The organism is Thioalkalivibrio sp. ALJ15 (genome assembly GCF_000383695.1).
GTDB lineage: Bacteria > Pseudomonadota > Gammaproteobacteria > Ectothiorhodospirales > Ectothiorhodospiraceae > Thioalkalivibrio.
On the sequence record NZ_KB912056.1, the window covers coordinates 254,480 to 272,455 of the forward strand.

A 17,976-nucleotide genomic window follows, 5' to 3' on the forward strand; every position below is an offset into this window, starting at 1 on the left:
CAGAATGACTGCACGGCGGTCACCGCGCCTTGTTCGCGCGCAAAAGCGACTCGAGCGCGAGCGTGTACATGGATCAGTGTTTCCCTAGTTCTGGAGACCGCCGAATGGCCGCCCCCGAAGTGACACACCTGCCCCACCTCCCCAACGACGTGGAGGGCCTGCGGCAATCGATTCGCGATGCCGTCGTCCGCGTGGTGGGCGAAGACCCGCGCAAAGCCACCCACCGCGACTGGCTGGAGGCCCTGGCCTTCGCCATCCGCGAGCGCATGGTCGAGCGCCGCCTGCTGACCCGCCGCCAGTTCGCCGAAGAGGACGTCAAGCGCGTCTACTACCTGTCGATGGAGTACCTGATCGGGCGCATGCTCGAGGCGAATCTGCGCAATATGGGCATCCTCGACGAGGCGCGCCAGGCGATGAGCGATCTCGGCGTGGATCTCGACCAGATCGTGGATCTCGAAGACGACGCGGCCCTGGGCAACGGCGGCCTCGGGCGACTCGCGGCCTGCATCCTGGAGTCACTGGCCACCCAGGGCTATCCCGGCTATGGCTATGGCATCCGCTACGAATACGGCATGTTCCGCCAGGAGTTCGAACCCTACCGCCAGGTGGAGCACCCGGACAACTGGCTGCGTTACGGCAACCCCTGGGAGTTCCCGCGTTCGGATCGCAAGTATTCGATCCACTTCTACGGCTACGTGGTCGAGCACCATCATCCAAACGGCGAGACCCGTTATACCTGGGAAGACGGCGAGGAAGTCCTGGCCATGGCCTACGACTATCCGACCGCGGGCTACGGACGGCGCAACGTAAACAACTTGCGCCTGTGGGCCGCCAAGGCAACCCGCGACTTCGACCTGCGCTACTTCAATGAAGGGGATTACATCCGGGCGGTCGCGGACAAGAACGAGTCCGAGACCATCTCCATGGTGCTGTACCCGAACGACGCTACCGCGATCGGCAAGGAACTGCGCCTGAAGCAGGAATACTTCTTTGTTTCTGCCTCGCTACAGGACGCCCTCGAACGCCACCTGGGGCTGGGCTACCCGCTGGATGCCCTTCCGGACAAGGCCGCGATCCAGCTGAACGACACCCACCCCGCGATCGCCGTGGCCGAACTGATGCGGCTGCTGGTCGACCACCACGAAGTGCCCTGGGATCGCGCCTGGGATCTGACCCGGCGGACCTTCGCCTACACCAACCACACCCTGATGCCCGAGGCGCTGGAGACCTGGTCGGTCCCGCTGATGCAGCACGTGCTGCCGCGCCACATGGGCATCATCTACCAGATCAACCACGAGTTCCTGGAGGAGGTGCGGCACCGCTACCCGGGGGACAATGACCGCCTGGCGCGCCTGTCGATCATCGACGAAGAAGGCGAGCGCCGGGTCCGCATGGCGCACCTGGCGGTGGTCGGCTCGCACCACATCAATGGCGTCGCCGCACTGCATACGCGCCTGCTGCAGGAGACCCTGTTCGAGGAGTTCTTTGAGCTCTGGCCGGAACGCTTCGTCAACGTGACCAACGGCGTGACGCCACGACTGTGGATGATCCAGTCCAACCCGGCCCTGACCGAACTCCTGGGCCGGCGTATCGGCAACGACTGGCAATACGACCTGGAGCGCCTGCGCGCACTGGAACCCTACGCCACCGATCCGGAATTGCAGCGTGAATTCATGGCGGTGAAGCGTGCCAACAAGGCCCGGCTCGCGGACCTGGTGCGCGAACGCACCGGCGTGGAGCTGAATCCGGACGTGCTTTTTGACGTTCAGGTGAAGCGCATCCACGAGTACAAGCGCCAGCTGCTGAAGCTCCTGCACGTGGTGGACCTGTACCGCCGCATCCGCGCCGGCGAGGACATCCCGCCGCGCGTGGTGCTGTTCGGCGGCAAGGCCGCACCGGGCTACGCCCGCGCCAAGGCGATCATCCAGGTGATCAACGAGGTAGCCGACATCGTGAACCACGACCCGGCCGTTGGCGATCGCCTGAAGTGTGTGTTCTTCCCGAACTACGAAGTCAGCTCCGCCAGCATCATCATCCCGGCCGCTGACATCTCCGAGCAGATCTCCACCGCCGGCTTCGAGGCCTCCGGCACCGGCAACATGAAACTGGCCCTGAACGGGGCCCTGACCATCGGCACGCTGGATGGCGCCAACATCGAGATCCGCGATGCGGTTGGCGACGAGAACGTCTTCATCTTCGGGATGACCGCCGAGGAAGTGGTCGAGCACCGCGCCCGTGGCGAACGGCCATCCGCCATCCTGGAGCGCACACCCGACCTGGCAGCCGCGGTGGACATGATCGAATCGGGGTTCTTTACCTGCAACGACCCGGATACCCACCGCGAACTGGGGCGTTACCTGCGCGAGGACGATCCGTTCTTCGTGCTGGCCGACTATTCGGCCTACGCGGAGGCTTGTGAACGGGCGGATGCCCTGTACGCGGACCCGTCCGCCTGGGCCGAGGCGGCGATCCACAATGTCGCCCGCATGGGCTTTTTCTCCATCGACCGCACGGTGCGCGACTACGCCAGCCAGATCTGGGACGTCACCCCGGAACCGGTTGCCCCTTCCAAGACCAACGGGGCCGCTTGACCGTTCAGTGTGCCGACGGTTCGGGAGCGATTGCGCTGTAGATCGCGGAGTAGTCGGCGTCCGCCAGCCCGCGATCCTGGGCCTGCTCCAGTAGCTGCGCCAGCAGCGGGAGCCACGGGCCGATCAGTTGCGCGTCCTCGGCAGCGCGCTCGGCGAGGCGCACGTCCTTCAGCAGGTGCTTGACCGGGAAGTTCGCCGTCCCGAAGTCACCGGAGAGCATTTTGTCCAGCTTCTTGTCGAAAGTCGGCGCATACAGCGCCGACTCGCGCAGGATCTCCATGAAGGTATCGACCTCCGCCCCCTCGCGGCGGACCAGCCCCAGGCTCAAGGAGAAGGCGGCGGTCAGACTGGCGATCAGCTGGTTGAACGCGAGCTTCAGGGCCGCACCCTGCCCCACCGGACCGACATGCCGCGGGTTCTCGCCCAGCGCCGCGAGGACCGGACTCGCACGCTCGAAATCCGCCTCCGTATCAGCGCCGGCCATGACCAGCAACCGCCCCTCACGCGCTTCCGGAATCGACCCCAGCACTGGCGCCTCGACATAACAGGCCCCGGAGCGGCGCAGGTGCTCGGCCAGCTGGCGGCTCTCGGCCGGCAGGATCGTCGCCATCTGGATCACACAGCGCCCGCTCAACGCGCCTTCCGGCAACGTCCTCAGCACTGCCTGGATTGCGGCGGCATCGGAGAGCATCAGCACCAGGGTATCGGCCCCGGCGACGGCCGCCGCCGGCACGGTGTGTACCGTTACCCCCTCGCTGGCCAGGTCGCTGGCCCGCTCCTGGGTGCGGTTGTAGGCCTCGACGGAAAAACCGGCGCGCAAAAGACGCAGGCCCATGGGTTGCCCCATGAGCCCGCAGCCCAGCAGCGCCACGCGGGACGCAGCCATAGTGACCTCCTACTTGATCTTGTCGTCCAGATCCTCCGTATACCCCAGCAGGGTATGCGGCGGTGGCGCCTCTTTCTGATATTTGGTCGGCGTCACGGCCTCGGTGGAATGCAGACTCTTCCACAACCCGAACACCATCACGAGCATCACCACCGAGAACGGCAGGCCGACGCTGATCGCCGCCGCCTGCAGGGCGGCAAGACCGCCCGCCAGCAGCAGGATCGACGCCACAATCCCCTCGAGGATTGCCCAGTAGACTCGCTGGGTCACGGTCGGGTTGCGCACATCACCCGAGGCCAGGGTATCAATCACCAGCGATCCGGAGTCCGAGGAGGTGACAAAGAAGGTCACGATGAGCACCGTGGCCGCGGCCATGGCCAGCACCGCCAGCCAGTCCCACAGCGGCATCGCCTCGATGGTCGCGAACAACGCGGTGGACACGCTCTCTTCGACCGCGCCGGAGATATTGGCCACGCCACCCAGCTCGTAGCCCATCGCGGTACCGCCGAACACGGCCAGCCAGACAAAGGCAGCAGCGGTCGGGGCCAGCAGCACGCCGGCCACGAATTCCCGGATCGTGCGCCCGCGCGAGACGCGGGCGATGAACATGCCGACATACGGCGCCCAGGAGATCCACCAGCCCCAGTAGAAGATGGTCCAGACGGTGGCCCAGCCGGTCTCGTCGATGGTATCGGCCCACAGGCTCATCTCGGGCAAGTGCTGCACGTAGACGCCGGTCGACTCCACCAGCACGCGCAGGATGAACAGTGTCGGCCCCATGATCAGCAACAGGGCGAGCAGGATCACCGCCAGCCCGATGTTGAAGTTCGACAGCCGCTTGATGCCCTTGTCGATCCCCAGTGCCACCGAGCCCACCGCGATCAGGGTGATGATCGCGACCAGGATGATCTGCATGGCCGTGGATTCCTCGATCCCGAACACGTAGTTCAGGCCCGAGTTGATCTGCATGACCCCGAGACCCAGCGAGGTGGCCACCCCGAACATGGTCCCGAACAGGGCCAGGATGTCGATCAGGTGCCCCCAGGGGCCATAGATGCGGTCACCGATGAACGGATACAGCGAGGAACGGATCAGCAGCGGCAGGTTGTGCCGGTAGGCATAGTAGGCCAGCGACAGGCCAACGACGATGTAGATCGCCCAGGCATGCAGCCCCCAGTGGAAGAAGGTGTAGCGCATCGCCTCGGTCGCGGCCTCGCTGGTCTCGCCATCGGCATGCGGCGGATCCAGGTAGTGGTACATCGGCTCGGCAATGCTCCAGAACAGCAGTCCGATCCCCATGCCTGCGGAGAAGAGCATCGCGAACCACGCGGCATAGCTGAAACGCGGCGCCTCGAACTGGTCTCCGAGCCGTATGCCCCCGTAGCGCGAAAACATCAGGTACAGAGAGAAGATCAGGAAGACCGTCACCACCAGCATGTAGTACCAGCCGAGGTATTCGGAGATGCCGGTCTGCAGCTTCTCGAAGATCTCCTCCGCCGTGTCCGGGAAAACCGCCCCGAACAGAACGAATGCGGCGATCACGGCACTGGAAATCCAGAACACCGGGCTGCAGATGATGCCGAAGCCGGCGATCCGGGTCTGGTTCAGCCCCGGGCTTGAAGACGGTTCTTCCATGCTTGGCTCCCCTATTCTTGTGTTGCGCTTGAACGCCGCACCGGCGTATTCGGCACACCTCGGGACATTGCATCCCGAGCCTTCCCGTGCGCCTGACGGTCGGGGACGCGCTCAGTCGACAAAACGGTGCCGACGGACGACGCTCCTACCGTAGCCAATGACCTGGCAAACTGCAAAACGCTTCACGAGTCGTCCTCGGCGGGACTGCGCGCAAGCAGTAGACCCCGCGCCTGCCCGCACACGCGTTCGCGCTCGATCGCCCAGCCGTCCTCCTGCACAAAACTCGGATCGGCCTCCGACTCCAGCTCCGCGTAGACGCGTGCGCCGGGGCTCAGCCAGCCCTGGACGGCCAGTGCGGCGAGCGCCGGGGCGACCCGGCCCTGACCAAAGGGAGGGTCGAGAAACACGACATCGAAGGGGTCGCCCTCCGGAAGCTGGCCCAGCAAACGGGCCACATCGTCACGCCGGATGTGCACCTGGGTGGCCCCCAGGCGTTCACGGTTGGCCTCGAGCTGGGCCGCCGCCCGTGCGTCGCGCTCGACCAGCCAGACCTCGCGCGCACCCCGCGAGGCGGCCTCGAAGCCCAGGGCGCCGGTGCCGGCGTACAGGTCCAGTACTCGCGCACCCGGCAGCTGCGGCTGCAGCCAGTTGAACAGGGTCTCGCGCTGGGCATCCGCAGTCGGGCGCAGCCCCCCGACGGACGGCACCGGCAGCCACTGGCGGCGCCAGGCCCCGCCAATGATGCGGATACGCGCGCTGCGCCCTGGCGGACCGCGCCTAGTCTTCCTGGCCACCGACAATGACCGTGACCAGGGCCTCGGGGTTGAGACGGTCGGCCAGTTGGGTGTTCATGGTCTCCAGCTCCACCGCCTGCATGCGCTCGACATAGCGCTCCAGATAGTCATCGGAGAGTCCGTAGAAACCGATCATGCCAAGCAGGCTGACGATGTCGCTGTTGGAAGCGAGCGACAAGGGGAACGAGTTGATCACGTTCTCGCGCGAGGCCTCCATCTCTTCAGGATCCACACCCTCGGCGTGCCAGCGCAGGACCTGCTCGCGCAGGACCGCGACCGCATCGTCCGTCTGGTCCACCCCCGTCTGCATATTGATCACAAACGGGCCTTCGACCGCCATCGGCTGGAAGCGGCTGTGCACGGAATAGGCAAGCCCGCGGGCGCTGCGCACCTCCTGGAACAGGCGCGAGGTAAAGCCACCCCCGCCCAGGGCATGATTGGCCAGCGTCAGAGCGAAGTGCGCCTCGTCGCCCCGGCGCAGGGCCGGAGCCCCCATGAAGATGTGCGCCTGCTCCGACGGGAACGCAATGCGCTCCTCCACCGGCTCCTCGCGCATCGGCACTGGCGGCAACGGGTCAACCGCATCGCCACGGGGCAGCGCCGCCGAAATCCGGGCGGCCAGTTCCTCGGCTTGCTCACGGCTTACCCCGCCGGTGATCGCCAGCGCGCCGTTCCCCGCCGCGTAGTGGCGTTCAAAGAAGTCCCGGGCGTCATCGCGCGTCATCGCCTCCAGCGTATCGACCTCGCCGCCCGGCCAGCTGCCATACGGGTGGTCTTCGTACATCAGCTCGTAGAAGCGACGGGTCCCCACCGAAGAAGGCTCCTGGCGCTCGCGTTGCAGGGACTGCAGGGCCTGGCGGCGGCTACGCTCGAAATCGCCCTCGGGAAAGGCGGGCGCAGACAGCACGTCGGTGAGGGTGCCGACCGCCGTCTCCATCCAGTCCGGTTCGGTCAGGGTGCGCAGGCTGACGATCGCCATGTCGCGCAGGGAGCTGGTGCCGAATCGGGCGCCGACCGACTCGAAGCGCTCGGCGAGCTCGGAGGCATCCATCTCCTCGGTGCCATGACGCAGGCTGCGGGAGGTCATCATCGCCAGCCCGGGCAGGTCGCCGTCGCGCGCCGCCCCGCCATCGAAGGTCAGGCGCAGGTCCACCATCGGCAGGTCCGGCGCCTCGACATACAGGACGCGCAGCCCCTCGTCGGTCTCCCAGCGTTCGATCTCCACCGCCTGCACCGGGATCGCCAGCAGGGCCAGGACCAGTCCCGCGAACAGGGAATGGCGCGAGAGCTTCTTGATTGCGTGCAGCATTAGTGACCCTCCTCCGGATAGCCACCATCGAGATCCGGGGCACCGTACGGCCCGGGCGCCGGGGCCTCCTCGTCATCCACCGGCTGCGGGTCGAGAACCCCGACCGTGCGACGTTCGGGCACCAGGTACTCGCGTACCACGCGCTGGACGTCCTCGGCGGTCACCTCACGCACCCGCTCCAGGAAACGATCATTTTCCCGCCAGCCGACTCCAACGGTTTCGAGCATGCCCAACTGGAAGGCCTGGGCACGCACGGAATCGCGTTCAAAGACCTCCGAGGCGATTACCCGCGCCTGCACACGTTCCAGTTCGCGGCCATCCACGGGTTCCTCGGCCAGGCGATCGATCTCGTCCAGAAGCGCCTGCTCCAGGGACTCGATATCCGTGTCCAAGGTCGGCACGGCGGCGACCATGAACAGATCGTCCAGCCGAGCGAACGGGCTGTAGCGCGCCGAGGTGGCGCTCGCCAGTTCCTGCCCCCGGACCAGCTCGCGCGCGAAGCGCGAGGCCTCGCCCGAGTCCAGGATCCCGGCGGCCACCAGCAGGGCGTAGGCGTCCTCGTGCGAGTCCAGCGTGTTCAGCACCGGGGTCTTCCAGCCCATCATCAGAAACGGGACCTGGGCCGGGGCCTGCACCGTAATCCGGCGCTCCCCGGCCTGCGGGGTCTCCCGACGCGGCTTGGCCTCCGGCACGTTGCCGCTGGGGATGGCACCGAAGTGCTTCTCGGCGGCCGCGATCACCTCGTCGGCATCGACATCGCCGACGACCACGACCACCGCGTTGCTGGGGTGGTAGTAGCGGTCGTACCAGTCCTGGAGGTCCTCCAGGGTGTAGGACTCGATATCGGTCATCCAGCCGATCACGGGCTGGCCGTACGGGTGGTTGAAAAAAGCCGTCGCCATCAGTTGCTCGCGCAGCAGGGAGTTGGGCTGATCCTCCACACGCAGGCGCCGCTCCTCCTGCACCACCCGCAGCTCCGGACGGAACTCGTCCTCCTGCAGCTTCAGGTGTTGCATGCGCTCGGCCTCCATGGCCATCACGGTCTCCCAGTGGTCGGAGCCGATCACCTGGTGATAGCCGGTATAGTCGCGACCGGTAAAGGCGTTCTCGCGCCCGCCCATGCGCGCGACGATCCGCGAGAACTCGCCCGGCTCGTATTTCTCCGAGCCGCGGAACATCATGTGTTCCAGCATGTGCGATATACCGGTGATGCCGCTGTGTTCATCGGCCGAGCCGACGCGATACCAGACCATGTTGGCCACCACCGGTGCGCGCCTGTCCTCCAGGACCAGCACGGTCAGACCGTTGTCGAGCGTGGCTTCCACCACATCCGATTCGATCTCCAGTTCACCGGCCACGACACTGGCACTGATCAGCCAGACGGCCATCCATCCAACGAGACTTCCGAGCACTGCTCTACGCATTGCAATACGATCCCCGTGCTAGCATGAACACTTTCTACTGGACCACCTGAAACATGTTCGGTTTCCGCAAGAAGAAATCCGAAGACTCCGCCACGCCCAGCCCGGAAACCACGCCGGAGGCCCCGCCGGAAACCGCGGCGGCGCCCGAGCCGGAACCCGACGCGCAACCGGCCCGTGGCGGCTGGTTCCAGCGCCTGCGCCAGGGCCTGGCCAAGACCGGCCAGGCCCTCGGCGGCGACCTCAAGAGCCTGTTCCGGCGCAAGATCGACGACGAGCTGTTCGAGGAACTGGAAGAGCGCCTGCTCCTGGCCGATGTCGGCCTGGATGCGACCCAGCGGATCATGGATCGTATCACCCGCGAGGTAAAACGGCGCGAGCTGGACAACGCCGACGCGCTGATGGACGCGCTCGAGACCGCAATGGTGGAGATCCTGGAACCGGTCTCTCGCCCCCTGGATATCCCGCAGGCCGAGCGGCCGTTTTCAATCCTGGTGGTCGGCATCAACGGTGCTGGCAAGACCACCACGATCGGCAAACTGGCGCATCGCTTCAAGGACGAGGGCCGCTCGGTGCTGCTGGCCGCAGGCGACACCTTCCGCGCGGCCGCGGTGGAACAGCTGCAGACGTGGGGGGAACGCAATGGCGTCCCGGTGATCGCCCAGGGGACCGGGGCCGACTCGGCCTCCGTGGTCTACGACGGCCTCCAGGCCGCTCAGGCGCGCAAGACCGATATCCTGATCGCCGATACCGCCGGACGCCTGCACACCCAGACCAACCTGATGGACGAAGTTCGCAAGGTGAAACGCGTGATGGGCCGGCTGGACGAACACGCGCCGGACGAAGTACTGCTGGTGGTCGACGGCGGCACCGGCCAGAACGCGCTAAGCCAGGCACGGCAGTTCCACGAGGCCCTGGGGCTGACCGGGATCGTGGTCACCAAGCTGGACGGGACCGCCAAGGGCGGCGTCCTGTTCGCGCTGGCCGAGCAACTGGGGGTACCCGTGCGCTTTATCGGCGTGGGCGAGAAGGCCGAAGACCTGCAGCGTTTTGATGCCCGCGCGTTCGTACGCGCGTTGCTGGGCCGCGAGGAAAACTAGCCGGCATGATTCAGTTGCAGCGCGTAACCAAGCGCTTTGGCAGCGCGGCCGATGCGCTGTCCAATGTCAGCCTGAGGGTGGATGCGGGCGCCATGGCCTTCGTCACCGGCCCGTCCGGTGCCGGCAAGAGTACGCTGCTGCGTCTGATCGCCGGTCTGGAACGCCCGACCCGCGGCCGTATCCGCGTGAATGGACACGAACTGGACCGACTGTCGGCGCGGGCCATCCCGCGCTTTCGCCGCAGCATCGGCCTGGTCTTTCAGGATCACCGCCTGCTGTTCGACCGCCCCGTGTTCGACAACGTCGCCCTGCCCCTGGAGATCCTCGCCTACCGCCGCCCGGAGATGCGCAAGCGCGTGCGCGCGGCGCTGGACAAGGTCGGCCTGCTGCACAAGGAGACGGTCAACCCGCGCACCCTGTCCGCCGGGGAGCAGCAGCGCGTCGGCATCGCCCGCGCCATCGTGCATCGCCCTGTGCTGCTGCTCGCGGACGAACCAACCGGCAACCTGGACCCGGCCCTGTCGGAGGAGATCCTCGCGCTGTTCGACGACTTCAACCGCGTCGGCATGACCGCCCTGATCGCCAGTCATGACCAGGAGCTGATCGGCCGCATGGGCAAACCGGTGCTGCACCTGGAAGACGGCCGCATCGAGGCCCGCGGCGGGGCGCGCGCATGAGACCCGGGCGCCGCCTGCTCGATGCCCTGCCCGCCTGGCTGGACAGCCACCGCGATGCCGCCCGGCGCAGCCTTGGCCGGCGACTGCAGGCCCCGATACTGAGCCTGATTACCATCGCGGTACTGGGCTTCATCCTCGCGCTCCCCGCCTACCTCTGGGTACTGCTCGACAACGCGCGCGCCCTGTCGGCACACGTCGACCACGATCCGCGTATCGCACTCTATCTCGACCAGGTCGACGAGGAGACCGCCGACCGGCTGCAGGATGCGCTGGATGACGACGAGCGCGTTGCACGCTGGGAGCGCATCGACGCCGACACCGCACTGAGCGCCTACCGCGACAGCCTGCCGGACCCGGAGCTGCTGGACTGGCTGGAGGACAACCCGCTGCCGGACGTAATCGATGTCGTTCCCGCCAGCACTCAGCCGGCTACGGTGGCGGCGTTGCGTGACGACCTGCGAGCGCTGGCGCCCGAGGCCGGGGTGGTCGCCGACGACGAGTGGGTGCGCCAGCTCAACAGCCTGCACGAGCTGGGCCTGCGCATCCTGTCCGTGGTTGCCGCGCTGCTGGGCCTCGGCGCCGTGCTGATCCTGGCGCTCGCCACCGCCTCGGAACTGCGCGAGCGGCAGGAAGAGATCGCGATCTCGCGCATCAGTGGCGCCACCCACCGCTTTCTGCGCCGCCCGTCGCTGTACGGGGGTGTGCTGACCGGGTTCGGTGGGGGTATTTTCAGCGTTATCCTGCTGCTGGTGGGGGTTGCGTTGAGCCGCGAACCGCTGACCGAGGCGGCCGCCGCGTTTGATCTGGAGTTCACCCTGCGCCTGCCGCATGCCGGGGATCTGCTGGGCCTGATACTGGTGGGCCTGATACTGGGCTGGCTGGGCGCGCGCCTGGGCAGCGGCCACGCCCTGCGCGATGCGCCCTGAGCCCGCGCGGAGCCACAAAAACTCCCGGAACTTTCAGCGGGTTTAGCACTCTACGTACACGAGTGCTAATCTCTGACTTTATTATCAGGAGGCATCCATCACGATGAGCAGCAAGGCCCTGGCAACCGTGCATGCAGACCTGCCCGTTCCCGTCGGGAACCTGGACCATTACATGCAGGCGGTTAGCCGGATCGAGGTACTGGATCCGGAGCACGAGCGCGAACTCGCCCGGTCGCTGCACGAACGCAACGACCTGGACGCGGCGCGCCAACTGATCCTGCACAACCTGCGCTTCGTCGTGCATGTGGCCCGCGGCTACCAGGGCTACGGCCTGCCCCTGGGCGACCTGATCCAGGAGGGCAATGTGGGCCTGATGAAGGCCGTGCGGCGCTTCGACCCGAACCAGGGGGTGCGCCTGGTCTCGTTCGCGGTGCACTGGATCCGCGCCGAGATCCACGAGTTCATCCTGCGCAACTGGCGCATCGTGAAGGTGGCAACGACCAAGGCGCAGCGCAAGCTGTTCTTCAACCTGCGCAGCGCCAAGCAGCGTCTGGGCTGGATGTCGAACGACGAGGTCTCCGCCGTCGCCAGGGACCTCGGGGTCTCCGAGAATGACGTCTGGGAGATGGAGCGGCGACTGTCCAGTCAGGATGCGAGCTTTGACCCCGCGCCCGACAGCGACGACGAGCACACCTACCTGGCCCCGGCCCAGCGCCTGAGCATCGAGGACATGAGCGACGACCCGGCGCAGGTGGCCGAGGACGAGGACTGGGATCGCCATTATCAGGAGCGGCTGGCCAGCACCCTGGGCGAGCTGGACGAACGCTCCCGCGACATCCTGGCGCGGCGCTACATGAGCGAGCCCAAGGCCACGCTGCACGAACTGGCGGCGGAATACGGCGTCTCCGCCGAGCGCATCCGGCAGATCGAGAACAACGCGATCAAGCGCATCCGCACCGCCTTCGCCGACTGACGCGACACCCCGGCTGCACCCAACGAAAAGGCCCCGACCGCTTGCGCGATCGGGGCCTTTTTCATGGTTTCCGACGCCGCTCAGGCGGCGCGCGGGAATCCCCGGCTCAGCCGCCGAACAGGATCACCGAGAAGAAGCTGATCCAGGACCAGATGATCAGGGCGGCGGTGAACGTCAACGGGAAGTTCGCAAAGGTAAACCACTCACGCATAGCCAAAGCCCTCAACACACATCGATTTAAGAATGGGTAAAGGGTAAGCGGGAGGAGGTCCCGGCGCAAGTTTCCGGATCAGCGCGGTCGGTCTTCCGGTCTCTGCGTCTCCCCGGAAGTCTGGTCCTTCTCGTCGTCTTCGGTAGTCGGGATCCGCGGGTCATCGTCATCCATCAGGATACGGTGCGCCGGACCCTCGAGGTCATCGTACTGCCCCGACCGTATCGCCCACAGCAGGACCATCCCCACGACCAGGGCAAACAGCATCGCCAGCGGAATCAGCAGGTACAGAATCGACATGGCGCCCAGTCTACTCGTCCTGCGTCGGGCCTCAACCCGGGGGCGAGACGGACGCCTCGGCAGGCGCACGGCTGGCGTGCTCGCGCGGGGCAGCCACGCGGTCGCGCCCCGGACGCAAACGCAGGGCATTCCCCACCACCAGCAGCGAACTCATCGACATCCCCAACGCTGCCAGCCAGGGCGTAAGCAGACCGGCAGCAGCGATCGGCAGGGCCACCACGTTGTAGCCGATGGCCCAGGCGATGTTCTGGCGCACGATCCGCGTCGTGCGCCGCGCCTGATCCAGCGCCTCCGGCAACCGATCCAGGCGGTCGGAAGTCAGCACCAGATCGGCCTGGGTCTGCGCCAGACGGGTGCCGCCACCCATGGCCAGGGAGACGTCGGCCCCGGCGAGCACAGGCGCGTCGTTGATGCCTTCCCCGGCCATCAGCACCGTACGGCCCGCGGCCTGCAGGTCGCGTACATGGCGCAGCTTGTCCTCCGGCGTCAGGCCGCCATGGAACCGGTCGATGCCCAGGTGTTCGGCAAAGCGCTGTCCCGCCTCCGGACGGTCGCCGGTCAGGAGGATCACCTCGAGCCCGCGCGCACGCAGCGTCGCGACCGTCTCGGCCGCCTCGGGCCGTGGTGTGTCGGCGAGCCAGAAGGTCGCAACCGGCTGGCCATCCACCACCAGCCAGACCGGCGATGCAAGCGGGCTGTCCGCCGGGACCTCGACGGCCGGGGGTTCCGTTTGCGACAACATTGCGCGCCCCCCAATCGCCACCTCGCGCCCGTCAATCTGGCCGACCAGGCCACTGCCCGGCTCGTTATGGACGGCCTGGGCGGCCACGCCGGGGGCGGGCACGGCCGCACGGAAGGCCCGCGATAGAGGGTGTTCCGAATGGGCCTCCAGCGCCGCGGCCCACGTGCGCCAGTCCTGCCCTGGTGGCGGCGCCACATGATCCTGCTGTGCCACGAGGCGCGGGCGGCCCTCGGTCAGGGTGCCCGTCTTGTCCAGGCAGACGGTATCGACACGCGCCAGGGCCTCCAGGGTACGGCCGCGCGTTACCAGGAGCCCCAGGCGTGACAGCGTGCCCGTCGTCGCGGTGAGCGCGACGGGTGTTGCCAGCGCCAATGCGCAGGGACAGGTGGCGACCAGCATCGCCACCATCACCCACAGCGCCCGACTGGGGTCGATCCAGGCATACCAGACAAGGCCTGCGAGGGCGGTCAGGAGCAGGACCGCCCCGACAAACCAGCCAGTCCCGGTTTCGGCGATACGGGCGATCCGGGGTTTCTCACTCTGCGCACGATCGAGCAGGCGCTGGATCGCGGCCAGCGTGGTCTCGGCGCCAACGTGGCGCACCTCGACAATCAGCGGCCCATCGACATTGATGGTGCCGCCCACGACCTCGTCGCCAGCGGCAACCGGCGCGGGGTCCGGTTCGCCGGTCAGCAGGGCACGGTTAATCGTGGAGCGTCCCTGGACGACGAAGCCATCGGCCGGGACGGATTCCCCAGGCCGGACGCGCACACGGTCGCCGGGGCTCAGGTCACCAAGAGCCACGGGCTCTTCCTGCCCACCGGCATCCAGACGATGGGCCAGCGCCGGCACCAGTCGATCCAGGCGATCGATGGCCTGGCTCGCATGCTGTCGCGCGATCAACTCGAGGTAGCGACTGGTCAGCAGGAAGAACACAAACATGACCACCGACTCGAAGTAGACATGCTCGCCGGTCCCGAGCAGGACCGCGTACAGGCTGGCCACATAGGTGACGATGATGGCCAGGCTGACCGGGACGTCCATGCCGAGCCGGCGCTGGCGCAAGTCACGCCAGGCGCTCTGGTAGAACGGGATAGCCGAGTAGAACACCACGGGGGTGGTCAGGGCCGCTGCCACCCAGCGCATGAACTGCATCAGGTCGGCGTGCTGGGCATCGTCTTCGCCCAGCCAGATGGCCAGCGCCAGCATCATCACCTGCATCATACCGAGCGCGGCCACCCCGATTCGGCGCAGGGCTAGACCGCGTTCGCGGGCAATCGCCTTTTCGCGGGTGCCCGGGTCGTAGGGGTGGGCGTGGTAACCGATATCGCGGATCGCCTTGAGGATTGCGGACAGGGCGATGCGCTCCGGGTCCCAGACCAGTCGCGCGCGGTGGGTCGAATAGTTGATGCTGAAGGCGATCACGCCCGGCAGTGACTGCACATGGCGCTCGTTCAGCCAGACGCAGGCGGCACAGGTGATCCCCTCGAGGATCAGTGCCGCCTCGAGCCGGGACCCGCCGGTGGTGGCGGCGTCTGACGCCGGGGTCACGAACGAGCGCTGGACGGCCTCGGTATCGAAGAGTTCGAGCTCCCGCAGTTCGTCGGGGACCAGGGGCTCGCCGGCCTGCCCGGGCGGCGCCGGGCGGTGGTGATAGTAGGCGCCCAGGCCGCGCTCGATGATGGCCCCGGCGACAGCCTGGCAGCCGGGGCAGCAGGTGGGCCGCTCGCGTCCCTCGAACTGGACCGGGTAGTTCGCGCCACCCGGAATCGGCAGGCCACAATGAAAACAGCCACCGTCCGCGTCAGCGGGCGTGCCCGTGGACTCCACCTGGGGACGAGATCCGCTCACCGGCGGTCGGCGAGACTAGCTGGACTGGCCGCGAACGCGGGTACGCGCCTGCTGTTCGACCAGCTGGCCGTCATGCTCGACATGGAAGCGCAGGTCCCAGCGCCCCGGTGACGGCAGCGTCAGCTCGACCTGATAGAGCCCTTCACCGATCGGCTGCATATCGAAGGCCTGGTCGCGGCGCTCGTCGGCGACCCACATGAAGGTGCCGCGAATGTCGGCGTCAGAGATCGGCCGTCCTTCGGCATCGAGGACCTCCACCTGGAACGTGGCGGTTTCCCCTTCGACCGGGGTTTCCACCCAGCCCTGGCGCACCTGCCAGCCGAGTTCGCGCTGCTCCTGGAGCCGCGTCATGCGGTGCACCGCGAGGGCCTCGTCGCGCTCCTGGATGCCGCCCACCGTCCCGGGGAAGGCTGACGTCACGCGTTCGGCAGGATTTTCCGGTTCGGGCAGCAGGGTGCCGATAAACCGTTCGGGCATGCCGTTGTGGGCGAGCGTGATCAGCACCGCCTGGACGGAGGCGATGATCGTGAAGAATCCGACAATCACCAGCGGCGCCCAGTGCAGGCTGAACGAGCCCTTTTGCCCATCCTCGGCTTCGGCCTCCTTCTGCGTAAGGATGATTCCCAGCCCGTAGGGCACGATGATGTACAGCGCGAGATGGATCGCGAATACATCCGCGCCCTGCCAGGTGAGGATGGAGGTCGGGATGAACACGAACAGCATGATCGCCACCACTACGGCCGCCGTGTTGTAGGCGCGCAGACGGGTGAACTTGTAGATCAGCGCGAACAGCAACGCGAGCGCGGCGCTGCCCAGTCCAAGTGAGATGACGAGATTGCTCATGATGTCTTCATCGTGTCGTTCCGGCGCAGCAGGGTATCACTCGGATGGCGGCGCGCCAGTTTCGCCAGCCGGATTGTCGTAACTTACAAAAGCGCCAAATAAAGCCTTCCTGGCTTTCAGAGCCGCACGCGGCGCTTCACCGTCTTGATGCCTTTGCACGAGCAAAGGGGTTTGCAGCTTGCTTCGGAATCAACCACCTGCGGTGGTCGATCTCCGGCGGCACGTCCATGTGCCGCGGGGACACACCGATAATGCAGCGTCTCCCGCGCGATTAGCGGTGGCTGAAGCGGGCATCGGCCTCGACCGGGTCGATCCGCCCTTCGCGATCGCTGATCACGAAATAGAAGCGAATCGGCGAATCCGCTCCGGCCTCCACGTCGTGGCGCACGCGGGCTAGCACAGTCAGCCGCTGGCCGGGTTCAAGCCGGATCTGCTCGACCTGGCCCAGGTCGAGCGTCGCACCCTCGAGTCCGTCGATATCGAGCGTAAAATCGAGCTCCTGGTCGGAGACGTTGTTCAGGCGCAGTTCGTAGCTGTTCTGCACTCGACCGTCGGACATCTGCACGAATAGCGGCTGGCGCACCTGGTTGACGTTCACATCGACCGGCGGGCGTTCGAGAATGCTGAACACCAGCGCGCCGATGACCACCAGCACCGCCGCGCCATACCCGAGCGTCTTGCCCTTCAGCCAGCGGGTCTTGCCGCCTTCGAGCTCGCGTTCGGACGAATAGGCGATCAAGCCGCGGGGCCACCCCTGCTTGTCCATGATGGTGTCGCAGGCATCGATGCACAGCGCACAGTGGATGCACGAGACCTGCAGCCCATCCCGGATATCGATCCCTGTCGGGCATACCTGGACGCAGTACCCGCAATCGATGCAGTCACCGACCCCGGCGGCCTGACGCTCCTCGCGGGTCTTCAGACCCGCTTTCACCTTCGCGCGACCGGCCGTTCCCTCGCCGCGGTTCTGGTCGTACGAAACGATCAGGGTATCGCGATCGAACATCACACTCTGGAATCGGGCGTACGGACAGATAAAGGTACAGACCTGCTCGCGCGCCAGCCCGGCAAAGGTATAGGTGGTGGCGGTCAGAAGTCCCGCAGTCACATAGGAGGCAAACCGGGCATCACCGGTAAAGAAGTCACGCACCAGGGTCGGGGCATCGGCCCAGTACAGGACGAAACCGAGGCCCGTGGCGAATGCGACCAGGAGCCAGGACAGGTGGGTGGCCCCCAGCTTCCAGACCTTCTCGAAGTTCCACGGCTGCTTGGACAACCGGATACGGGCCGGCCGCTCGCCCTGGATCTTGCGCTCCAGGTACATGAACACATCGGTCCACAGTGTCTGGAAGCAGAAATACCCACAGAAAACCCGGCCCAGCACGCCGGTGACGAAGAACAGCAGCAATGCCGCGAGGACCAGAAAGCCCGCCAGCCAGAAGATGTCCTGGGCGTAGACGACCAGATCAAACAGGAAAAACTGCCGGTTGGGGATGTCGAACAGAACCGCCTGGCTGGGACCGTAGTCACGGTCCCAGCGCAGCCAGGGGAGGCCAAAGAATACCCCGTAGGCCAGGAGAAGGATCCCGGTCTTGAGATTTCGGAAACGGCCCTTGACCGATCGCGGGTGGATCGGAATCCGAGCCTCGTAGATTGGCTGGCCTTGCGCCATGAATCCTCCCGGGCATGAACCCGGCGTACGCACACCACCATGTGC

At 66.5% G+C, this 17,976-nt stretch carries 14 protein-coding genes; 5 read left to right on the forward strand and 9 right to left on the reverse strand.

Annotated elements, in window-relative coordinates; all coding sequences use genetic code 11:
* Positions 1 to 104: 104 nt before the first annotated feature.
* Positions 105 to 2,591: a glycogen/starch/alpha-glucan phosphorylase gene (locus G015_RS0101240; RefSeq protein WP_012981591.1), complete on the forward strand. Its 2,487-nt coding sequence runs from the start codon at positions 105 to 107 to the stop codon at positions 2,589 to 2,591.
* Positions 2,592 to 2,595: 4 nt separating this feature from the next.
* Here the strand turns inward: G015_RS0101240 and G015_RS0101245 are convergent, their stop codons facing one another.
* The 5 genes from G015_RS0101245 to G015_RS0101265 all read right to left on the reverse strand — a co-directional run bounded on the left by G015_RS0101245 (position 2,596) and on the right by G015_RS0101265 (position 8,603).
* Entirely contained in the window at positions 2,596 to 3,477 is an 882-nt protein-coding gene (locus tag G015_RS0101245; RefSeq protein ID WP_012981590.1) for an NAD(P)-dependent oxidoreductase, read from the reverse strand.
* A 9-nt stretch (positions 3,478 to 3,486) separates the two neighbouring features.
* Positions 3,487 to 5,112, reverse strand: a complete 1,626-nt coding sequence (locus G015_RS0101250; RefSeq protein ID WP_012981589.1) for a BCCT family transporter — start codon at positions 5,110 to 5,112, stop codon at positions 3,487 to 3,489.
* 182 nt (positions 5,113 to 5,294) lie between these two features.
* The gene (gene rsmD / locus G015_RS0101255) at positions 5,295 to 5,861 is read right to left on the reverse strand and encodes a 16S rRNA (guanine(966)-N(2))-methyltransferase RsmD (RefSeq protein ID WP_168021581.1); all 567 of its coding nucleotides are present in this window, start codon (positions 5,859 to 5,861) and stop codon (positions 5,295 to 5,297) included.
* A 28-nt stretch (positions 5,862 to 5,889) separates the two neighbouring features.
* Positions 5,890 to 7,215 (reverse strand): pitrilysin family protein, encoded by a 1,326-nt coding sequence (locus tag G015_RS0101260; RefSeq protein WP_012981587.1) that lies wholly within the window; start codon positions 7,213 to 7,215, stop codon positions 5,890 to 5,892.
* Positions 7,215 to 8,603, reverse strand: coding sequence for a pitrilysin family protein (locus G015_RS0101265; RefSeq protein WP_012981586.1), 1,389 nt, complete (start codon positions 8,601 to 8,603; stop codon positions 7,215 to 7,217). The genes G015_RS0101260 and G015_RS0101265 overlap by 1 nt, the downstream gene beginning before the upstream one ends.
* A gap of 89 nt (positions 8,604 to 8,692) precedes the next feature.
* Here G015_RS0101265 and ftsY point away from each other — a divergent pair, with 89 nt between their 5' ends.
* The 4 genes from ftsY (at position 8,693) to rpoH (ending at position 12,312) form a co-directional block, all read left to right on the forward strand.
* Positions 8,693 to 9,736: a signal recognition particle-docking protein FtsY gene (gene ftsY, locus G015_RS0101270; RefSeq protein WP_012981585.1), complete on the forward strand. Its 1,044-nt coding sequence runs from the start codon at positions 8,693 to 8,695 to the stop codon at positions 9,734 to 9,736.
* A gap of 5 nt (positions 9,737 to 9,741) precedes the next feature.
* Positions 9,742 to 10,413 (forward strand): cell division ATP-binding protein FtsE, encoded by a 672-nt coding sequence (gene ftsE, locus G015_RS0101275; protein WP_012981584.1) that lies wholly within the window; start codon positions 9,742 to 9,744, stop codon positions 10,411 to 10,413.
* Complete coding sequence (locus G015_RS0101280; protein WP_012981583.1) at positions 10,410 to 11,339, forward strand: ABC transporter permease; 930 nt, start codon at positions 10,410 to 10,412, stop codon at positions 11,337 to 11,339. The genes ftsE and G015_RS0101280 overlap by 4 nt, the downstream gene beginning before the upstream one ends.
* A gap of 103 nt (positions 11,340 to 11,442) precedes the next feature.
* Positions 11,443 to 12,312, forward strand: a complete 870-nt coding sequence (gene rpoH / locus G015_RS0101285; protein WP_012981582.1) for an RNA polymerase sigma factor RpoH — start codon at positions 11,443 to 11,445, stop codon at positions 12,310 to 12,312.
* A 289-nt stretch (positions 12,313 to 12,601) separates the two neighbouring features.
* Here the strand turns inward: rpoH and ccoS are convergent, their stop codons facing one another.
* From ccoS to ccoG, 4 genes are all read right to left on the reverse strand, one after another.
* Entirely contained in the window at positions 12,602 to 12,823 is a 222-nt protein-coding gene (gene ccoS, locus G015_RS0101295) for a cbb3-type cytochrome oxidase assembly protein CcoS (RefSeq protein ID WP_012981580.1), read from the reverse strand.
* 31 nt (positions 12,824 to 12,854) lie between these two features.
* Positions 12,855 to 15,416: a heavy metal translocating P-type ATPase gene (locus tag G015_RS0101300; protein ID WP_038049977.1), complete on the reverse strand. Its 2,562-nt coding sequence runs from the start codon at positions 15,414 to 15,416 to the stop codon at positions 12,855 to 12,857.
* Positions 15,417 to 15,431: 15 nt separating this feature from the next.
* Positions 15,432 to 16,259 carry a FixH family protein gene (locus tag G015_RS0101305; protein ID WP_012981578.1) on the reverse strand — a complete coding sequence of 276 codons (828 nt, stop codon included), beginning with the start codon at positions 16,257 to 16,259 and terminating at the stop codon, positions 15,432 to 15,434.
* A gap of 271 nt (positions 16,260 to 16,530) precedes the next feature.
* Complete coding sequence (gene ccoG, locus G015_RS0101310) at positions 16,531 to 17,931, reverse strand: cytochrome c oxidase accessory protein CcoG (RefSeq protein WP_012981577.1); 1,401 nt, start codon at positions 17,929 to 17,931, stop codon at positions 16,531 to 16,533.
* Between the last annotated feature and the right edge of the window lie 45 nt (positions 17,932 to 17,976).

Bases quoted from the DNA above. Each gene is read 5' to 3' on its own strand.
- G015_RS0101265 (WP_012981586.1), bottom strand. From the start codon at position 8,603: ATGGCCGTCTGGCTGATCAGTGCCAGTGTCGTGGCCGGTGAACTGGAG.
- G015_RS0101260 (WP_012981587.1), bottom strand. From the start codon at position 7,215: ATGCTGCACGCAATCAAGAAGCTCTCGCGCCATTCCCTGTTCGCGGGA.
- ftsE (WP_012981584.1), top strand. From the start codon at position 9,742: ATGATTCAGTTGCAGCGCGTAACCAAGCGCTTTGGCAGCGCGGCCGAT.
- G015_RS0101240 (WP_012981591.1), top strand. From the start codon at position 105: ATGGCCGCCCCCGAAGTGACACACCTGCCCCACCTCCCCAACGACGTG.
- ccoG (WP_012981577.1), bottom strand. From the start codon at position 17,931: ATGGCGCAAGGCCAGCCAATCTACGAGGCTCGGATTCCGATCCACCCG.
- rpoH (WP_012981582.1), top strand. From the start codon at position 11,443: ATGAGCAGCAAGGCCCTGGCAACCGTGCATGCAGACCTGCCCGTTCCC.
- ftsY (WP_012981585.1), top strand. From the start codon at position 8,693: ATGTTCGGTTTCCGCAAGAAGAAATCCGAAGACTCCGCCACGCCCAGC.
- G015_RS0101245 (WP_012981590.1), bottom strand. From the start codon at position 3,477: ATGGCTGCGTCCCGCGTGGCGCTGCTGGGCTGCGGGCTCATGGGGCAA.
- G015_RS0101250 (WP_012981589.1), bottom strand. From the start codon at position 5,112: ATGGAAGAACCGTCTTCAAGCCCGGGGCTGAACCAGACCCGGATCGCC.
- G015_RS0101280 (WP_012981583.1), top strand. From the start codon at position 10,410: ATGAGACCCGGGCGCCGCCTGCTCGATGCCCTGCCCGCCTGGCTGGAC.
- G015_RS0101305 (WP_012981578.1), bottom strand. From the start codon at position 16,259: ATGAGCAATCTCGTCATCTCACTTGGACTGGGCAGCGCCGCGCTCGCG.
- ccoS (WP_012981580.1), bottom strand. From the start codon at position 12,823: ATGTCGATTCTGTACCTGCTGATTCCGCTGGCGATGCTGTTTGCCCTG.